3 protein-coding genes and 1 tRNA gene are annotated in these 2,261 nt (G+C 53.1%); 2 read left to right on the top strand and 2 right to left on the bottom strand.

The genetic code is table 11. The annotated features are described in order from the left end of the window. Together RTY00_RS23810 and ccmA are read right to left on the bottom strand one after the other, a co-directional pair. The coding region (locus tag RTY00_RS23810; RefSeq protein WP_312666615.1) for a heme exporter protein CcmB at positions 1–170 on the bottom strand (170 nt) is incomplete at its 3' end. Then, positions 170–784, bottom strand: a complete 615-nt coding sequence (gene ccmA / locus RTY00_RS23805) for a cytochrome c biogenesis heme-transporting ATPase CcmA (RefSeq protein WP_312666614.1) — start codon at positions 782–784, stop codon at positions 170–172. The genes ccmA and RTY00_RS23810, both read right to left, overlap by 1 nt. 243 nt (positions 785–1,027) lie before the next feature. On the opposite strand from ccmA, the gene RTY00_RS23800 reads away from it, so the two are divergent. Together RTY00_RS23800 and RTY00_RS23795 are read left to right on the top strand one after the other, a co-directional pair. Next, positions 1,028–1,942, top strand: coding sequence for a formate/nitrite transporter family protein (locus RTY00_RS23800; protein WP_061717881.1), 915 nt, complete (start codon positions 1,028–1,030; stop codon positions 1,940–1,942). Positions 1,943–2,029: 87 nt separating this feature from the next. After that, positions 2,030–2,104, top strand: a tRNA-Arg gene (locus tag RTY00_RS23795). Positions 2,105–2,261: the final 157 nt, after the last annotated feature.

Here is a 2,261-nt window from a genome sequence, read left to right as displayed (position 1 = left end):
GCGGCAACCCACGCCACGCCCGGCGCAATGCGCGCCAGCTGCTGCGGCTCCGGTCCGATACCTAATGGAAACAGCGTGATAACAATCAGGAAAAACCACAGCGGATTGATCACTTCCGCGCCGCTGCGAAAGGCGATTTTTAATTCACGCTGAATGACCCGGCCTAACATCACGCCCACTCCGAAGTAAGACGAATTTTACGCACGCGCGCGCTGTTATCGGGCAGATCCTGATGCGTGGTCAGAATCACTGCTCCGCCGTTATCGGCATGGGTGGCGAATCGCGCCATTAATTTTTCTACGCCGCCTTTATCGATGGCGGTTAAAGGTTCATCGAGGATCCACACCGACGCTGGGCTGAGCCACAGGCGGGCTAATGCCACACGCCGCTGCTGCCCGGCAGAGAGTTGCGCCACCGGCACCTCTTCAAAACCCAGCAGATCGACTTGCTCAAGCGCATCAAAAATCGCGTCTTCATTGCTGCTGCCGTGCCAGAAATGCAGGTTCTCAAGCGGTGAGAGTACTGATTTCACGCCGGGGTGATGGCCAAGATAGAGCAGATTTTGTTGCCATATTTCGCGCTGTTGGCGAATCGGCTGTGACTGCCACATCACCTCGCCCTCTTCCGCCCGGCTTAGTCCCGCCAGCAGGCGCAGCAGCGAGGTTTTCCCGGCTCCGTTTGGCCCTTCAATTTGCACAATGTCACCCGGTTGCACACGGAAGCTCAACCCATGAAACAAGGTCCGCTCATCACGAACGCATGAGAGATTAATGACTTCGAGCATAGAAGGGAGAATCACGGCAATGAATGAGGCGGCGATAATACCACATTGAATCTGTGGGCCGAAGTCTGTGAGCTGGCTCCCACTTACCCCAAATGGGGTATTCGTGCGCATCAGATCAAGAAATTGCTCAAAAAACCGACTCGGTTAAAATTTCGTTACTCTTAATTTGAATCTTGGTAACAAATTGACCTTGCCAAAACCAGCTACGCTTATTACGCAATGGCATTATCACCCGAGGGAAACATGAAACAATCACCATCGATTTCAAAGAGTGACAACGATGTAGAGAGTGATGAGAAGGAACAAGGCAAGGAGATTGAAGTCGATGAAGATGCCCTGCCCTCGCAGGCTGCGGCGATTCATGAAGAGATACGCCAGGACGGTGAAAAAGAGCTCGAGCGCGACGGCATGGCGCTGCTTTGGTCGGCGGTAGCGGCGGGATTGTCGATGAGCGCTTCGCTGATGGCGAAAGGTATTTTTCAGGTCCACCTCAAAGGCGTGCCCGGCGCATTTTTACTGGAAAATCTGGGTTATACCTTTGGCTTTGTCATTGTGATTATGGCGCGCCAGCAACTGTTTACCGAGAACACCGTTACCGCCGTTTTGCCGGTAATGCACAAACCGACCGGCAGCAACTTTGCGCTGCTGCTACGACTCTGGAGCGTGGTGCTGCTCGGCAATCTGATTGGTACCGCGTTGGGCGCGCTCGCTTTTAATCATATGCCAATATTCGACGATGCGACGCGTCAGGCGTTTACCGCCATCAGTGAAAAAGTGATGGTCAATTCCCCCAGCGAAATGTTCGCCAATGCGGTGATCTCCGGCTGGATTATCGCCACCATGGTGTGGATGTTCCCGTATGCGGGCGCAGCAAAAATTGTGGTGATCGTCATGATGACCTGGCTGGTGGCGTTAGGGGATTTAGCGCATATCGTGGTCGGTTCGGTTGAGGTGCTGTATCTGGTGTTTGCCGGCACGCTGCCGTGGTACGAATTCTTCTGGCCATTTGCTCTGCCAACGCTGCTTGGCAACATCACGGGCGGTACGCTGATATTTGCCTTGATTAGCCATGCTCAGATTCGTAACGATATGAGTGAAGCGGCGAAAGCCAAAGCGCGTGCGGAACAGAAGCGGAAAGAGAAGCAAAAACAGGCGTAAGCCTGGTCTTAAATTGCTGATAGATTAAGCAAACAACCGACGCATAGTTAAAATCAGGTTCGCGGTGCGCTATACTGCGCGCCCGGCGTCTCCTTAGTTAAATGGATATAACGAGCCCCTCCTAAGGGCTAGTTGCAGGTTCGATTCCTGCAGGGGACACCAGATTCTCATCGTTCTCCCGCCTAAAACAACCAACGAGCCAGTGCCAGCGTCATGCCCGCAGTGCTCAGCATCCCCGCGACTATCCATTTTGTCTGTTTAGTCAATTCCTGATGAATTCTCCCAATATCCTGATGCACTTTGCCGATCTCCTGATAAA

This window comes from Pantoea sp. CTOTU49201 (assembly GCF_032054795.1).
Classification (GTDB): domain Bacteria; phylum Pseudomonadota; class Gammaproteobacteria; order Enterobacterales; family Enterobacteriaceae; genus Pantoea; species Pantoea symbiotica.
The sequence above is the reverse complement of the archived record's forward strand: the minus strand, read 5'-3'. Positions and strand labels throughout refer to the sequence as shown.